This is a genomic window from Pantoea leporis, from assembly GCF_028048155.1.
Classification (GTDB): Bacteria; Pseudomonadota; Gammaproteobacteria; order Enterobacterales; family Enterobacteriaceae; genus Pantoea; species Pantoea leporis.
On sequence record NZ_JALMEU010000003.1, the window covers coordinates 236,387 to 251,826 of the forward strand.

Genomic DNA, 15,440 nt, shown 5'->3' on the forward strand with positions numbered 1-15,440 from the left:
ATTCAATCTTTACATAAGTTGTTTTGCCTCTGGATACCGCTGGATTATGGATACGCACGCAACGCGCCGACTCAACGGGCAGGATTACAAAACCCTGTCGCTGGCCGCCCTTGGTGGGGCGCTGGAATTCTACGACTTCATTATCTTCGTCTTCTTTGCCGCCGTGATTGGCGAACTGTTCTTCCCGCCTGACATTCCTGAATGGTTGCGTCAGGTGCAGACTTTCGCCATCTTTGCTGCGGGTTATCTGGCGCGTCCGTTAGGCGGCATTATCATGGCGCACTTTGGTGACAAAGTGGGGCGTAAGAAGATGTTCAGCCTCAGTATTCTGCTGATGGCGCTGCCGACGTTGGCGATGGGCGCATTGCCCACTTATGCCAGCATTGGCATCGCTGCGCCGTTATTGATGCTGCTAATGCGCGTGCTGCAAGGCGCGGCTATCGGCGGTGAAGTGCCTGGCGCGTGGGTGTTTGTCGCCGAACATGTGCCTGAAAAACGCATTGGTTTTGCCTGCGGCACGCTGACCGCAGGCTTAACCGCAGGGATTCTGCTCGGTTCGCTGGTGGCAACGGTGCTGAACACCACGCTGTCACCGGCTGCGATGCGCGATCATGGCTGGCGCATTCCTTTCTTCCTCGGCGGTGTGTTTGGCTTGCTGGCGATGTATCTGCGTCGCTGGCTGCATGAAACCCCGGTGTTCCAGCAGATGCAGCAGCGTAAAGCGCTGGCAGAAAAAATGCCGCTGCAAACCATTTTCGCCAGCCATAAGCGCGGCATCGTAATTTCGATGCTGCTCACCTGGCTTCTGTCGGCCTGCATTGTGGTGGTGATTTTGATGGCGCCGACGCTGATGCAAAAACAGCATGGCATTCCCGCCGCGCTCAGTCTGCAGGCCAACAGCTTCGCCACCATTATGCTGCTGCTGGGTTGTGTTATTGCCGGATGGCTGGTGGATCGCTTCGGCGCGGCGCGTTCGCTGATGGTCGGTTCAATACTGCTGGCGATCGGCAGCTGGAACTTCTTCCATCAGTTAAGTAGCACGCCGGAAATGCTGTTTGTTTGGTACGGTTTAGCGGGCCTGAGCGTGGGGGTCGTCGGTGTAGTGCCGTTTGTGATGGTGCGCGCATTCCCGGCGGCGGTGCGCTTTACCGGCATCTCATTCTCGTACAATGTTGCTTACGCGATTTTCGGTGGTCTGACGCCGATTAGCGTAACGCTGATGATGAGCCTGACGCCAATGGCGCCTGCCTGGTATGTGCTGGCGCTGGCGATAATTGGCTTTATGGTGGGAATCTGGCTGTGGCGCGATAGCCGTCAGCAGTATGCGCAGTTAGATATGTCGCTGCACTCGTCATAATGCAAAAAGCGGAGCCAAACAGCTCCGCTATTCATTTGTCACTCGCCAATCGGCAATACCGTACGACCAAACTTCTCGTTCAGCACTTCGCCCATCGCCAGATAGAACGCACTCGAACCGCAAATAATGCCAATCCAGCCGGCAACGCGCAGCAACCCCGCGTTGTCGGTCAGGTGGCCGATAGCCAGCAGCGCAAACAGCAGCGTCAGGCTGGCGAAGATGAACTGCAGCATTTTCGGTGACTTCAGCGTGCCGAAAAACAGGAATGCAGTGAACACGCCCCACAGCGCGAGATACGCGCCAAGGAAGTGGCCGTCGGCCGCCTCTGCCAGCCCCAGTTTCGGCAGCAGCAGAATTGCCACCAACGTTAACCAGAAGCTGCCGTAAGAGGTAAAGGCGGTCAGCCCGAAGGTGTTGCCTTTCTTATATTCCAGCAGCCCGGCAAAAATTTGCGCGATGCCGCCGTAGAAAATCCCCATCGCCAGGATGATCACATCCATCGCAAACAGGCCGGTGTTGTGTAAGTTGAGCAGGATGGTGGTCATACCGAATCCCATCAGGCCCAACGGGGCGGGATTCGCCAGCGTGGTATTGCTCATAATTCCTCAGAAGCAGCGTTGAAGATGTTGTTCGTGTTTTACACCCGCGCAAACCGCTGGGGGCGCGAGGCGCTGCATAATAAGCGGCCTCTTTTTGGCCAACTTTGATCTGAATCGACGAGAGAATGAAATTTTTTTTAGTTTTAACCCTTGATGCGCATCGAACCGGCCCCATTTACTTGTCATCGAGCGTTGTGAGGCAGCAAAAAAAGCCTGCTTCAGCAGTTGAAAGTGGTCAGTTTGACCGCATCTCTGTTTCACAACCCAAATTGGCAAAGAATTTAAGTAGGAGACGTTTAGATGGGCAAGATTATTGGTATTGACTTGGGTACAACCAACTCATGTGTTGCAGTTATGGATGGTGGTAAAGCACGCGTACTGGAAAACGCCGAAGGCGATCGCACCACGCCGTCGATCATTGCGTATGCACAGGATGGCGAAACTCTGGTGGGTCAACCGGCTAAACGTCAGTCTGTGACCAACCCGCAGAACACCCTGTTTGCGATCAAGCGCCTGATTGGCCGTCGCTTCCAGGACGAAGAAGTACAGCGTGATATTAAAATTATGCCGTACAAAATCATCGGCGCAGATAACGGCGACGCATGGCTGGACGTAAAAGGCCAGAAAATGGCACCGCCGCAGATTTCTGCTGAAGTGCTGAAAAAGATGAAGAAAACCGCGGAAGATTTCCTCGGTGAAGCCGTCACTGAAGCGGTTATTACCGTTCCAGCTTACTTCAACGATGCGCAGCGTCAGGCGACCAAAGACGCCGGCCGTATCGCGGGTCTGGAAGTAAAACGTATCATCAACGAACCAACCGCAGCTGCACTGGCTTACGGCCTGGATAAAGGTCAGGGCAACCGCACCATCGCGGTATACGACCTGGGCGGTGGTACTTTCGATATCTCAATCATTGAGATCGATGACGTTGATGGCGAGAAAACCTTTGAAGTTCTGGCAACCAACGGTGATACCCACCTTGGTGGTGAAGACTTCGATAGCCGTCTGATTAACTATCTGGTGGCTGAATTTAAGAAAGATCAGGGCATCGATCTGCACAACGATCCGCTGGCCATGCAGCGTCTGAAAGAAGCGGCAGAGAAAGCCAAGATCGAGCTGTCTTCAGCACAGCAGACCGACGTTAACCTGCCGTACATCACGGCGGATGCGACCGGTCCTAAGCACCTGAACATCAAAGTAACACGTGCGAAACTGGAATCACTGGTTGAAGACCTGGTTTCTCGCTCTATCGAGCCGTTGAAAGTGGCTCTGCAGGATGCAGGTTTGTCTGTTTCAGACATCAACGACGTGATCCTGGTGGGCGGTCAAACGCGTATGCCAATGGTTCAGGCCAAAGTGACTGAGTTCTTTGGTAAAGAGCCACGTAAAGATGTGAACCCGGATGAAGCGGTCGCCGTGGGTGCTGCGGTTCAGGGCGGCGTGTTGGCGGGTGAAGTGAAAGACGTTCTGCTGCTGGACGTGACTCCGCTGTCGCTGGGTATCGAAACCATGGGCGGCGTGATGACTTCGCTGATTAGCAAGAACACCACCATCCCAACCAAGCACAGCCAGGTGTTCTCTACCGCTGAAGACAATCAGTCTGCCGTGACCATTCACGTGCTGCAGGGTGAGCGCAAGCGTTCAGGCGATAACAAATCCCTGGGCCAGTTCAACCTCGACGGTATCCAGGCTGCACCGCGCGGTATGCCGCAGATCGAAGTCACCTTCGATATCGATGCAGATGGTATCCTGCACGTGTCTGCGAAAGACAAAAACAGCGGTAAAGAGCAGAAGATCACCATCAAGGCTTCTTCTGGTCTGAATGAAGAAGAGATCGAAAAAATGGTGCGTGACGCGGAAGCGAACGCCGAGTCTGACCGCAAGTTCGAAGAGCTGGTTCAGACCCGTAACCAGGGCGATCAGATTTCGCACAGCACCCGTAAGCAGCTGGACGAAGCGGGCGACAAACTGTCTGCTGACGACAAAGCGCCAATCGAAGCTGCGTTGACCGAGCTGAACACCGCGCTGAAAGGCGAAGACAAAGCAGAAATCGAAGCCAAAATGCAGGCATTGATGGAAGTGTCCAGCAAACTGATGGAGCTGGCACAGCAGCAGGGTCAGGCAGCTGATGCAGGCGATGCTTCTGCACAGAAAGAAGACGACGTTGTCGACGCTGAGTTCGAAGAAGTTAAAGACAAAAAATAATTGCCCCTGACCGGGCGCGACGGCTGGCCTGACAGCCGTTGAAACCAGCACGGGCGTAGGAGATCTCTCCACGCCCGTGCGATCATGTTAAGGGCAGAACAAATATGGCTAAGAGTGATTTATACGAGATCTTAGGCGTCTCTAAATCCGCAGATGAGCGTGAAATCAAAAAGGCTTATAAGCGCCTGGCGATGAAATACCATCCGGATCGTAATCCGGACAATAAAGAAGCCGAAGCGAAGTTTAAAGAAATTAAGGAAGCCTACGAAATTCTGACCGACGCACAGAAGCGTGCGGCCTACGACCAATATGGTCACGCAGCCTTTGAACAAGGCGGCATGGGCGGCGGTGGTGGCTTCGGCGGCGGCGGTGCCGACTTCAGCGATATCTTTGGCGACGTATTTGGCGATATTTTTGGTGGTGGCCGCCGTCAGCGTGCCGCACGTGGCGCCGATTTACGCTACAACATGGAGCTAACGCTGGAAGAAGCGGTACGCGGCGTGACCAAAGAGATCCGCATTCCAACACTGGAAGAGTGCGATGTCTGCCACGGCAGCGGCGCGAAAGCGGGGACCAAACCGCAGACCTGTCATACCTGTCATGGCGCAGGCCAGGTGCAGATGCGTCAGGGCTTCTTCACTGTGCAGCAGGCGTGTCCGACCTGTCACGGTCGCGGTTCAGTGATCAAAGATCCGTGCAATGCTTGTCATGGTCACGGTCGCGTTGAGCGCAGTAAAACCCTGTCGGTGAAAATTCCAGCAGGCGTGGATACCGGCGATCGCATTCGTCTGACCGGCGAAGGTGAAGCGGGCGAACAGGGCGCACCAGCGGGCGATCTGTACGTTCAGGTTTCGGTGAAAAAGCACCCGATCTTCGAGCGTGAAGATAACAACCTATATTGCGAAGTGCCGATTAACTTTGCGATGGCAGCATTGGGTGGCGAGATTGAAGTGCCGACGCTTGATGGACGTGTGAACCTGAAAGTGCCTTCTGAAACGCAAACTGGCAAGCTGTTCCGCATGCGCGGTAAAGGCGTGAAATCGGTGCGTGGTGGTGCGGTAGGCGATTTGCTGTGTCGTGTGGTGGTGGAAACGCCAGTTAGCCTCAATGACAAACAGAAAGCGTTACTGCGTGAACTGGAAGAGAGTTTTGGCGGCCCGAGCGGTGAGAAAAACAGCCCGCGCTCCAAAAGCTTCCTCGACGGCGTGAAGAAGTTTTTTGACGATTTAACACGTTAATCCCGTCTGGCATGCTTAATAAAGCGGAGAGGAAACTCTCCGCTTTTTTTATGTTTTCCCGCCAACGCGTCGCTGCTGATATAAGCTCAATCTGCCTGGCGTGAGATAAAAGCAGAAACCCTTTCGTAATGCATCGGTATTATCGAGTCGTTAACGAGACATAAGCTGCTTTTAACGAGGTGTTTGAGTCGCTACACTTCACAGCCTAAATGTCTCTACTCAGGAGGAGTTGTGAACAAACCCCGTTCTCTTCGAAGCTTACTGAAAAGCTTTATTGCCAGCGATGCCAGCAACGGCATGGTGCTGATTCTGGCGGCCGTCGCGGCAATGATTTTGGCTAACAGCGCGGAAACCGCTCAAGCTTATCAATCGTTTCTCGCCGAATCGGTGCAGATTCGCTTCGGTGCATTAGACATCAGCAAAAACCTGCTGCTGTGGATCAACGATGCCATGATGGCGCTGTTTTTCCTGTTAATTGGTTTGGAAGTGAAACGTGAACTGATCACCGGTGAACTCGCCAGCCGCGATCGCGCCATTTTCCCGGTGATTGCGGCAATTGGCGGCATGGTTATGCCGGGACTGATCTTCCTGATGCTTAATCATGGCGATCCTATTGCACGTAACGGCTGGGCTATTCCTACTGCTACTGATATCGCCTTTGCTTTGGGCGTGCTGGCACTGTTGGGCAGCCGCGTGCCAACCGCGCTGAAAGTGTTCCTGATGGCGCTGGCGATTATTGATGATCTCGGCGCTATCGTGATTATCGCGCTGTTCTATACCAGCGATCTCTCCGTGCTGTCGCTGAGCGTGGCGGCGGGTGCGATTGTGCTGCTGGCGATTCTCAATCGTTGTGGCGTGCGTAACATTGCCATCTATATGTTGGTCGGCATTGTGCTGTGGACGGCGGTGCTCAAATCGGGTGTGCACGCAACGTTAGCGGGCGTGATTGTTGGCTTCTTCGTGCCGCTGGAAGAGAAGAACGGCCATTCTCCAGCCGAGCATTTGGCGCATGGTTTAATGCCGTGGGTAAACTGGCTGATTCTGCCGCTGTTCGCTTTTGCCAACGCCGGCATTTCGCTGAGCGGCATTACCTTTATGGATACGCTGTCGCCAGAGCCGCTGGGCATCATTCTCGGCTTGCTGATTGGTAAACCGTTGGGTATCACGCTGTTCTGCTGGCTGGCGGTGAAGTGGCGGCTGGCGGTGTTGCCGGCGGGCACCACGATACGCGATATCATGGCGATTGGTGTGCTGTGCGGTATCGGCTTCACCATGTCAATCTTTATCAGTTCGCTGGCGTTTGATGCCGCCCATGAGCAACTGGTGACCTTCTCCAAGCTGGGGATTCTCAGTGGCTCGCTGCTCTCAGCGGTGATTGGTTACACGCTGCTGCGCATCAAACTGCGTTAAAAAGAGGAAGGGGGCGAAAGCCTCCTTTTTTGCCGATGAATCAGCTCAACTTTAATCATCTCTACTATTTCTGGCAGGTGTGTAAAGCCGGTTCGGTAGTGCGCGCGGCGGATGTGCTGTGCCTGGCGCCACAGACGGTTACTGACCAGATTAAATCGCTGGAAGAGCAACTCGGCGGCGTGCTGTTTCGTCGTCAGGGGCGCGGTTTAGTGCCGACGGAGCTTGGTCAGCTGGTGTTCCGCTATGCCGACCGCATGTTCATGCTGAGCCAGGAGATGCTCGATATCGTTAACTACCGCAAAGAGTCGCATCTGCTGTTTGATGTTGGCGTAGCGGATGCCTTGTCTAAGCAACTGGTGAGCAAGGTGCTGCAGGCTGCGGTGGTGGCAGAAGAGGGAATCCATCTGCGCTGCTTTGAATCAACGCACGAGATGCTGCTGGAACAGTTAAGCCAGCACAAGCTGGATATGATTCTTTCCGATTGCCCAATTGATTCGACTCAGCAGGAAGGGCTGTTTTCGGTCAAGCTGGGCGAGTGTCCAATCAGCTTCTGGTGCAACACACCGTTACCGACGCTGCCGTTTCCTGCCAGCCTGGAAGAGCGGCGTTTGCTGATTCCGGGGCGTCGCTCGATGCTGGGTCGCAAACTGCTGAACTGGATTCACAGCCAGGGATTGCAAGTGGAGATTCTGGGCGAGTTTGATGATGCGGCATTAATGAAAGCTTTTGGTGCGCTTAACAACGCGATATTTGTGGCTCCGACGCTGTATGGCGACGAGATTTACCGGGATGACGCCATCAAAGAGATTGGGCGGTTGGATGCGGTGATGGAGGAGTATCACGTGATCTTTGCCGAACGGATGATTCAGCATCCGGCGGTACAGCGGATCTGTCATCGCGACTTTAGTGCGCTGTTTACTCCTGAATTGCAGGCATAAAAAAACCGGCTAAGCGCCGGTTCTTTTTTACAAAGCGATTAACAGACGGGCGATTAAGCCAGTTTGTTGATCTGAGCAGTCAGGTTTGCTTTATGACGTGCAGCTTTGTTTTTGTGGATCAGGCCTTTAGCAGCCTGACGGTCCACGAGTGGTTGCATTTCGTTGAATGCGTTCTGCGCAGCAGCTTTGTCGCCTGTTGCGATAGCCGCGTATACTTTCTTGATGAAAGTACGCATCATTGAACGGTTGCTTGCGTTATGCTTGCGACGTTTCTCAGATGTTACGGCGCGTTTCTTAGCTGATTTGATATTAGCCAAGGTCCAACTCCCAAATGTGATCTATATGGACAAATCAAAGGCCGAGGACTATGCCTTTTGCGCCTTCTTATGTCAATGGATTTGTGCAAATAAGCGTCGTTTTAAAAACAACACTCGATTACGTAATTGATGGCGCAGGATTCTACCAGCAACGCGGCGTTGAATACAGTATTTCGCAGCAAAAATCTTAAGATCCTTGCTAAGCAATTGCCCACGCGTGGAATAAGCCGCGCCAGAAGCAGGAAAGGCACGTATACGGGTTAACCTAAACGCCATTCAAGGGTATAATCCGCCGATTTCCACCGGTTTGAGTCAGCCATGAAGTTTATCCGCGGTATTTATAATCTGAAAGAGCAGCATCGCGGCTGCGTCCTGACCATTGGCAATTTCGACGGCGTACATCGCGGCCACCAGGCTTTGATGGCGCAGCTGATTGCCGAAGGACGAAAACGCAATCTGCCGGTGGTGGTGATGGTATTTGAGCCACAACCGCTTGAGCTGTTTGCCGGCGACAAAGCCCCGGCGCGCCTTACGCGTTTGCGTGAAAAGCTGAAGTACCTCGAACAAGCGGGTGTTGATGCCGTACTCTGCGTACGTTTTGATCGTCGCTTCGCTGCGCATTCGGCGCAGAGTTTTATTTCCGAATTGCTGGTAGACAAGCTCAACGTCAAGTTCCTGGCCGTCGGCGATGATTTCCGCTTCGGCGCTGGTCGCCAGGGGGATTTCCTGCTATTACAGAAAGCCGGTGCGGAGTATGGCTTTGAGGTTATCAGCACCCAGACTTATTGTGACAGCGGCAAGCGCATCAGCAGTACCGCCGTTCGTCAGGCGCTGGCGCAGGATGATTTTGCGCAAGCCGAAGCGCTGCTGGGCCATCCGTTCAGCATCTCAGGCCGCGTAGTGCACGGCGATGCACTCGGGCGCACTATCGGTTTCCCAACGGCTAATCTCCCTTTGCGTCGCACCGTTACGCCGGTTAAAGGCGTGTTTGCGGTGGCAGTGTTGGGCCTTGGCGATCAGCCGCTGCCCGGCGTGGCCAATATTGGTACGCGCCCAACGGTAAAAGGTTTACGTCAGCAGCTTGAAGTTCATCTGCTCGACACACATATGAATCTCTATGGGCGTCACATTGAAGTGGTGCTGAAACAGAAGATTCGCGATGAACAGCGTTTCGCTTCGCTGGACGCGCTGAAAGAACAAATTGCGAAAGATGTGGTGACAGCCCGCCAATTCTTTGGGCTAAAAACACCGGTTTAATGACCGAAATACGGAATCGAGAATCTGATGAGTGACTATAAATCTACCCTGAATTTGCCGGAAACGGGGTTCCCGATGCGTGGCGATCTGGCCAAGCGTGAACCGGGAATGCTGCAACGTTGGTATGATGACAACCTGTACGGCATCATCCGCGAAGCCAAAAAAGGGAAAAAAACCTTTATTTTGCACGATGGCCCTCCTTATGCGAACGGCAGCATTCATATTGGTCACTCAGTTAACAAGATTCTGAAAGACATTATCGTTAAGTCGAAAGGCATGGCGGGCTACGACTCGCCGTACGTTCCAGGTTGGGACTGCCACGGCTTGCCGATTGAGCACAAAGTTGAGCAGATGATTGGTAAGCCGGGCGAAAAAGTGAGCGCGGCTGAATTTCGTGCCGCTTGCCGCCAATATGCGGCAGAGCAGGTTGAAGGCCAGAAAAATGACTTCATCCGCCTCGGCGTGCTCGGTGACTGGGATCGTCCTTATCTGACGATGAATTTCCAGACCGAAGCCAACATCATCCGTGCGCTGGGTAAAATCATCGGCAACGGCCATCTGCACAAAGGCGCTAAGCCGGTGCACTGGTGCATGGATTGCCGTTCGGCGCTGGCTGAAGCGGAAGTGGAGTATTACGACAAAACTTCGCCATCCATCGATGTGATGTTCAATGCCGTGGATGCCGATGCGGTGCGCGCGAAGTTTGGCGTCGCTGCTTCAGAAGGCCCGGTTTCACTGGTGATCTGGACCACCACGCCGTGGACCATGCCAGCTAACCGCGGTATCTCGCTGCATCCAGAATTTGAATACCAGCTACTGCAGATCGACGGTCGCAGCCTGATTCTCGCCAAAGAGATGGTTGAGAGCGTGATGAAGCGCGCGGGTATCAGCGACTGGACCGTGCTGGGCGAATGCAACGGCGCGGCGCTGGAGCTGCAGCTGTTCCAGCATCCGTTCCTCGAGCAGATCCAATCGAAAGTGGTATTGGGTGATCACGTGACGCTGGAGGCCGGTACCGGTGCGGTACATACCGCGCCAGGCCATGGCCCGGATGACTATGTTATCGGTCAGAAATACGGTCTGGAAACCGCCAACCCGGTGGGGCCGGATGGCGCGTATCTGCCAGGCACCTACCCGACGCTGGATGGTGTAAACGTCTTTAAAGCCAACGACATGATCGTTGAGCTGCTGAAAGAGAAGGGCGCGCTGCTGCACGTGGAGAAGCTGCTGCACAGCTACCCGCACTGCTGGCGTCATAAAACGCCAATCATCTTCCGTGCCACGCCACAATGGTTCATCAGCATGGATCAGAAAGGCCTGCGTGCGCAGTCGCTGAAAGAGATCAAAGGCGTGCAGTGGATCCCAGATTGGGGCCAGGCGCGTATCGAAGCGATGGTAGCGAACCGTCCGGACTGGTGTATCTCACGTCAGCGTACGTGGGGTGTGCCAATGGCGCTGTTCGTGCATAAAGAGAGCGAGCAGCTGCATCCGGATACGCTGGAGCTGATGGAGAAAGTCGCGAAACGGGTTGAGCAGGACGGCATTCAGGCGTGGTGGGATCTCGATCCGCGCGACCTGATGGGCGACGACGCGGACCATTACGTCAAAGTGCCAGACACCTTAGATGTCTGGTTCGACTCCGGATCAACCAGCTACGCGGTGGTGGATGCGCGTCCTGAATTCGGCGGCCATACGCCAGATATGTACCTGGAAGGTTCGGATCAGCATCGCGGCTGGTTCATGTCTTCTCTGATGATCTCCACGGCGATGAAAGGCAAAGCGCCTTATCGTCAGGTACTGACGCACGGTTTCACCGTGGATGGTCAGGGCCGCAAGATGTCGAAATCGATCGGCAACACCGTGGCGCCGCAGGATGTGATGGATAAGCTGGGTGCGGATATTCTGCGTCTGTGGGTCGCTTCTACCGATTATTCCGGTGAGATGGCGGTCTCCGACGAAATCCTGAAGCGTGCCGCAGACAGCTATCGTCGTATCCGTAACACCGCGCGTTTCCTGCTGGCAAACCTTGCTGGCTTTAACCCGGCGACCGATTGCGTCAAGCCGGAAGAGATGGTGGTGGTGGATCGCTGGGCGGTTGGCCGTGCGCTGGCAGCGCAGCAGGATATCGTGCACTCCTACGAAAACTACGATTTCCACGAAGTGGTGCAGCGTCTGATGCACTTCTGCTCAATCGAAATGGGCTCGTTCTATCTCGATGTGATCAAAGATCGTCAGTACACCGCAAAAGGCGACAGCCTGGCGCGTCGCAGCTGCCAAACCGCGCTGTGGCACATCGTTGAAGCGCTGGTGCGCTGGATGGCGCCAATCATGTCCTTCACCGCAGACGAAATCTGGGGCTACCTGCCGGGCGAGCGCGCGAAATACGTGTTCACCGAAGAGTGGTATCAGGATCTGTTTGGTCTGGCAGATAACGAAACGCTGAACGATGCCTATTGGGATGATGTGCTGAAAGTCCGCGGTGAAGTGAACAAGGTGATTGAGCAAGCGCGTAGCGACAAACGCATCGGCGGCGCACTGGAAGCGACGGTTACGCTGTATGCGGATGCCGAGCTGGCAGCCAAGCTGCAGGCGCTGGGTGATGAGCTGCGTTTCGTGCTGTTAACTTCAGGCGCGACCGTGGCGGATTACGCCACTGCCAGCGATGAAGCGCAGCAGAGCGAGCTGTTCAAAGGTCTGAAAATCGCGCTGCACAAAGCAGAAGGCGAGAAATGTCCGCGCTGCTGGCATTACACTACTGACGTTGGCCAGAATCCGGAGCATGCTGCGGTGTGTGGTCGTTGCTACACCAACGTCGCCGGCAATGGCGAACAGCGGAAATTTGCCTGATGAGTAAAGCGCTCTCTTCAACCGGTTTGCGCTGGCTTTGGCTGGTGCTGGTGGTGATTGCCATCGATTTTGGCAGCAAGATGTGGGTCATCAACAACATGATGCTGCATGAAACGCAGCCGCTGATGCCGTTCCTGAACCTGTTCTACGCGCATAATTATGGCGCGGCGTTCAGCTTCCTGGCCGACAAAGGCGGTTGGCAGCGCTGGTTCTTCGCCGGCATCGCCATTGCTATCGTGGTGGCGCTGTTGGTGATGATGTATCGCAACGCTGCCAGCAACAAATTAACCAATATTGCCTACGCCCTGATTATCGGCGGGGCGTTGGGTAACCTGTTTGACCGTTCGTATCACGGCTTTGTGGTCGATTTTATCGACTTCTATGTCGGTGACTGGCACTTCGCGACTTTTAACATCGCCGACTGTGCCATCTGCATCGGCGCGGCGCTGGTGGTGCTGGAAGGTTTTCTCAGCCCGAACGGCAAACCGGCTAAACAGAAAGGGTAACTGATGACAGACTTAGTTCAGCGCGATAGCGCGTTGCTGGTGCATTTTACGCTGAAGCTGGAGGATGGCTCGACGGCCGAATCCACGCGCGCCAACGGCAAACCTGCGCTGTTCCGTCTGGGTGATGGCAGCCTGTCGGGCGCGCTGGAACAGCAGCTACTCGGACGTAAAGTGGGCGACAAGCACGCATTTACGCTGGAGCCGGAAGATGCGTTTGGCGGCACCAGCCCGGATCTGGTTCAGTACTTCTCACGTCGTGACTTTAACGAAGCGGGCGAGCCGGAAGTGGGTGCCATCATGCTGTTCAGCGGCCGCGGCGGCAGCGAAATGCCTGGCGTGATCCGTGAAGTGTCCGGTGACTCGATCACCGTAGACTTCAACCATCCGCTGGCGGGCCAGCGCATTCAGTTTGACATTGAAGTGCTGGAGATTGATCCGGCGCTGGAGGCCAACGATGCAAATCCTGTTAGCTAACCCACGCGGTTTCTGCGCAGGCGTCGATCGCGCCATCAGCATCGTTGAGCGCGCGCTGGAGATGTACGGCGCGCCCATCTACGTGCGTCACGAAGTGGTGCATAACCGCTACGTGGTGAGCAGCTTGCGCGAACGTGGGGCGATCTTCATTGAAGAGATCGCTGAAGTGCCGGATAACGCCATTCTGATCTTCTCCGCGCACGGCGTATCGCAAGCGGTTCGCGCCGAAGCCAAAGCGCGTAACCTCACCATGCTGTTTGATGCGACCTGTCCGCTGGTGACCAAAGTGCATATGGAAGTGGCGCGCGCTAGCCGTAAAGGTGTTGAAGCGATTCTTATTGGTCACGCGGGGCATCCGGAAGTGGAAGGTACCATGGGCCAGTACAGCAATCCTAACGGCGGCATGTATCTGGTGGAATCGCCGGAAGATGTGTTCAAGCTGAACGTCAAAGATGAGAGCAACCTGTGCTTTATGACGCAAACCACACTTTCAGTCGATGATACTTCGGACGTGATTGATGCACTGCGTCAGCGCTTCCCGGCGATTATCGGTCCACGTAAAGATGACATCTGCTACGCCACCACCAACCGTCAGGAAGCGGTACGCGTCTTAGCGCGTGATGCTGAAGTGGTGCTGGTAGTGGGATCGAAAAACTCCTCTAACTCGAACCGTCTGGCCGAACTGGCGCAGCGTGCTGGTAAGCTGGCGAAGCTGATTGATTCGGCTGATGACATCCATGAAGAGTGGGTCAAAGACAAGCAGGTCATCGGCGTCACCGCGGGCGCTTCTGCTCCTGATATTCTGGTGCAACAGGTGATTCAACGTCTGCGTGAGCTCGGCGGTGAAGCGGCGATTGAGCTGATTGGCCGTGAAGAGAACATCGTGTTTGAAGTACCAAAAGAGCTGCGCGTCGACGTGCGAAACGTGCAGTAAGCGGTTTACACCGCAGTAAAATCAGGCCGACATTGTTCGGCCTTTTCTTTGCCTGTCGCTGTAGAAAATCCTGCTTCCAGCATGCGGGATTGCTTTTACTGATAATGTTTCGCGGCTGGCATAAAATTCTTATATCCCTTTATTATTGTGGCGTGACTGTTATCTGACCGTTAACCTGTTTACGCTTTACATGCATAGATTTGTATCAGGAATGAATAATTATGAGTGAAATCCGCATTGCTATCGTTGGTGCGCCGGGTCGCATGGGACGCAATTTGATTCAGGCCGTACAGCAGGCGGAAGGTGTTGCGGTAGGCGCAGCACTGGCGCGTAGCGGTTCGTCATTGCTGGGCGTAGATGCTGGCGAACTGGCGGGCATCGGCAAAACGGGCGTGATCGTCTCTGACGACCTGCAAAAGGTGGTTAACGACTTCGATGTCCTGATAGATTTCACCCGTCCGGAAGGCACGCTGGAGTATCTGGCATTTTGCCGACAGCACAGCAAAGCGATGGTGATCGGTACCACCGGTTTTGATGAAGCCGGTAAAGCGGCGATTCGCGCGGCTGCTGAAGAGATTGGCATCGTGTTCGCCGCTAACTTCAGCGTGGGCGTCAACCTGGTGCTGAATCTGCTGCAGCAGGCAGCGAAGGTGATGGGCGACTACGCGGACATTGAAATCGTTGAAGCGCACCATCGTCACAAAGTTGATGCACCATCAGGTACTGCGCTGGCGATGGGCGAAGCGATTGCCGATGCCATGAAGTGGAATCTGGATGAGCACGCGGTGTATGCCCGTGAAGGTCATACCGGTGAGCGTAAAGCGCAAACCATCGGATTTGCTACCGTGCGCGCTGGTGATATCGTCGGCGAACACACCGCGATGTTTGCAGATATTGGTGAGCGCGTAGAGATTACCCACAAGGCTTCCAGCCGTATGACCTTTGCAAATGGTGCAGTTAAAGCGGCAAGCTGGTTAAAGAACAAGAAATCTGGCCTTTACGACATGCGTGATGTGCTGGATTTATCGATGTTGTGAGTGTTGTGAACCATCGTGATGTGGTTATTTCAATCGGTAAGACCTTGATTGACGAGGGCAATGTGATCATTGCCCTTTATTTTATCTGTAAATGACCATTTTGCTATATTATTGGTTCGAAGTGCTTATTTGTCGAAGTTGATGAGTGATTATCAGGCTTGCGATGGCTAATTTTGACCGTTTGGTCAAAAATTTATGCGTGCCAGCACCAGTTTGCCATCATCGCCGTCAGGCAACCGATTATTTTTCCGAGTTATCCCACTCTTTTATCGCCTTTCACCGTTTTTAACATTCAGTTGCCCGAAATATACAAAAAAATAA

The 15,440-nt window shown here is 54.3% G+C and carries 13 protein-coding genes; 11 read left to right on the plus strand and 2 right to left on the minus strand.

From position 1 onward, the window contains the following. The first annotated feature begins 46 nt into the window (after nt 1–46). Complete coding sequence (locus MWH02_RS11995; protein ID WP_137385130.1) at nt 47–1,357, plus strand: MFS transporter; 1,311 nt, start codon at nt 47–49, stop codon at nt 1,355–1,357. A gap of 38 nt (nt 1,358–1,395) precedes the next feature. Here MWH02_RS11995 and satP read toward each other — a convergent pair whose 3' ends face one another. Beyond that, nucleotides 1,396–1,956, minus strand: coding sequence for an acetate uptake transporter (satP, locus tag MWH02_RS12000; RefSeq protein ID WP_101762154.1), 561 nt, complete (start codon nt 1,954–1,956; stop codon nt 1,396–1,398). 300 nt (nt 1,957–2,256) lie between these two features. Between satP and dnaK the strand changes: the two genes are divergently transcribed. The 4 genes from dnaK to nhaR all read left to right on the plus strand — a co-directional run bounded on the left by dnaK (nt 2,257) and on the right by nhaR (nt 7,747). After that, a complete protein-coding gene (gene dnaK, locus MWH02_RS12005) occupies nt 2,257–4,161 on the plus strand; it encodes a molecular chaperone DnaK (protein ID WP_101762153.1) in 1,905 nt (634 codons plus the stop codon). Nucleotides 4,162–4,265: 104 nt separating this feature from the next. After that, nucleotides 4,266–5,399 (plus strand): molecular chaperone DnaJ, encoded by a 1,134-nt coding sequence (gene dnaJ / locus MWH02_RS12010; RefSeq protein ID WP_101762152.1) that lies wholly within the window; start codon nt 4,266–4,268, stop codon nt 5,397–5,399. 231 nt (nt 5,400–5,630) lie between these two features. Further along, nucleotides 5,631–6,809, plus strand: coding sequence for a Na+/H+ antiporter NhaA (nhaA, locus tag MWH02_RS12015; RefSeq protein ID WP_271460705.1), 1,179 nt, complete (start codon nt 5,631–5,633; stop codon nt 6,807–6,809). A 35-nt stretch (nt 6,810–6,844) separates the two neighbouring features. Next, a complete protein-coding gene (nhaR, locus tag MWH02_RS12020) occupies nt 6,845–7,747 on the plus strand; it encodes a transcriptional activator NhaR (protein WP_271460706.1) in 903 nt (300 codons plus the stop codon). Between the two features lie 53 nt (nt 7,748–7,800). Here nhaR and rpsT read toward each other — a convergent pair whose 3' ends face one another. Beyond that, nucleotides 7,801–8,064, minus strand: coding sequence for a 30S ribosomal protein S20 (gene rpsT / locus MWH02_RS12025; protein WP_036619798.1), 264 nt, complete (start codon nt 8,062–8,064; stop codon nt 7,801–7,803). A gap of 318 nt (nt 8,065–8,382) precedes the next feature. Here rpsT and ribF point away from each other — a divergent pair, with 318 nt between their 5' ends. The 6 genes from ribF to dapB all read left to right on the plus strand — a co-directional run bounded on the left by ribF (nt 8,383) and on the right by dapB (nt 15,119). After that, a complete protein-coding gene (gene ribF, locus MWH02_RS12030) occupies nt 8,383–9,321 on the plus strand; it encodes a bifunctional riboflavin kinase/FAD synthetase (protein ID WP_101762149.1) in 939 nt (312 codons plus the stop codon). Between the two features lie 27 nt (nt 9,322–9,348). Further along, a complete protein-coding gene (gene ileS / locus MWH02_RS12035; protein WP_271460707.1) occupies nt 9,349–12,168 on the plus strand; it encodes an isoleucine--tRNA ligase in 2,820 nt (939 codons plus the stop codon). After that, entirely contained in the window at nt 12,168–12,674 is a 507-nt protein-coding gene (gene lspA, locus MWH02_RS12040) for a signal peptidase II (protein ID WP_101762147.1), read from the plus strand. The genes ileS and lspA overlap by 1 nt, the downstream gene beginning before the upstream one ends. Nucleotides 12,675–12,677: 3 nt before the next feature. Next, the gene (gene fkpB / locus MWH02_RS12045; protein WP_271460708.1) at nt 12,678–13,148 is read left to right on the plus strand and encodes an FKBP-type peptidyl-prolyl cis-trans isomerase; all 471 of its coding nucleotides are present in this window, start codon (nt 12,678–12,680) and stop codon (nt 13,146–13,148) included. Then, nucleotides 13,129–14,082 carry a 4-hydroxy-3-methylbut-2-enyl diphosphate reductase gene (gene ispH, locus MWH02_RS12050; protein WP_271460709.1) on the plus strand — a complete coding sequence of 318 codons (954 nt, stop codon included), beginning with the start codon at nt 13,129–13,131 and terminating at the stop codon, nt 14,080–14,082. Before fkpB ends, ispH begins: the two co-directional genes overlap by 20 nt. A 221-nt stretch (nt 14,083–14,303) precedes the next feature. After that, complete coding sequence (gene dapB, locus MWH02_RS12055) at nt 14,304–15,119, plus strand: 4-hydroxy-tetrahydrodipicolinate reductase (RefSeq protein ID WP_271460710.1); 816 nt, start codon at nt 14,304–14,306, stop codon at nt 15,117–15,119. Nucleotides 15,120–15,440 lie beyond the last annotated feature (321 nt).